The organism is Streptomyces sp. SID13726, assembly GCF_010548375.1.
Lineage (GTDB): Bacteria > Actinomycetota > Actinomycetes > Streptomycetales > Streptomycetaceae > Streptomyces.
In genome coordinates this window covers 1-823 of sequence record NZ_JAAGLY010000077.1, presented here as the reverse complement: position 1 = coordinate 823, position 823 = coordinate 1, and the positions used below count along the sequence as shown (strand labels likewise).

1 protein-coding gene and 1 pseudogene are annotated in these 823 nt (G+C 74.8%); both read right to left on the bottom strand.

Annotated elements, in window-relative coordinates; translation table 11 throughout:
- Positions 1 to 83 precede the first annotated feature (83 nt).
- Complete coding sequence (locus G3I78_RS46415) at positions 84 to 416, bottom strand: PadR family transcriptional regulator (RefSeq protein WP_047234130.1); 333 nt, start codon at positions 414 to 416, stop codon at positions 84 to 86.
- Between the two features lie 211 nt (positions 417 to 627).
- Positions 628 to 823 (bottom strand): annotated as a pseudogene (locus G3I78_RS46410) (hypothetical protein); the annotation flags it as partial.

The window sequence follows — 823 nt, the reverse complement described above, 5'->3', positions numbered from 1 at the left end:
CTGCGCGTACGCGTGGACGTGACCGTAGAAGGCCAGGCCCACGGGCGCCCCGGCGGGCTGCTGCGCGGGCGTCGTCGTGCTCATCAGGCGGCCACCTCTCCGGTCCGCAGCAGCGCGGACACGGTGCCCGCGAACGTCTGCCACTCCTTGCGGTGCAGGTCGAGCATCGCCCGCCCCTGCGCATTGATCCCGTAGTACTTGCGGTGCGGGCCGGCGTCGGACGGCACGACGTACGTCGTCAGCGCCCCGCTCGCGTACAGGCGCCGCAGCGTCCCGTACACCGACGCGTCGCCGACGTCGTCCAGCCCCGCCGCGCGCAGGCGTCGCACGACGTCGTACCCGTACCCGTCCTCGGCCTCGACCGCCGCGAGGACCGCGGCGTCGAGCACCCCCTTGAGCAGCTGCGTGGTGTCCATCCGACCCTCCGTCGGGCGTGGCCCTGGTCCGTCCCGGCACTCGGCCCGCCGGTCGTGGCGGGCTCACGCGATGCACACTACCGCGCGATGCGCAGTACCACGCACACCGACACTCCGATGTCGGTCGGGGAGACGCCGAATCCGGGGTCGCTCCCCACCCCAGAGCGTGGGTGGGGAGCGACCCCGGGTTCGACGGGTCGATCCGGCCACCCTAGGGCGTCTCCCGGGCCGCCGGGGTGGGGGCCGGTTCCTCTGCCGCGGCGTTCGCCGGGCTCGTCGCGAGGACGACGCAGCCGCCCACCGCGGCGACCGTCGCGAGCACCGCGGGGACGGCCCAACCCGACCGCACGACGTCGCCCAGCACCGCGAGCCCGACGATCCCGGGCACGAGCACCTCGAGGACGGAC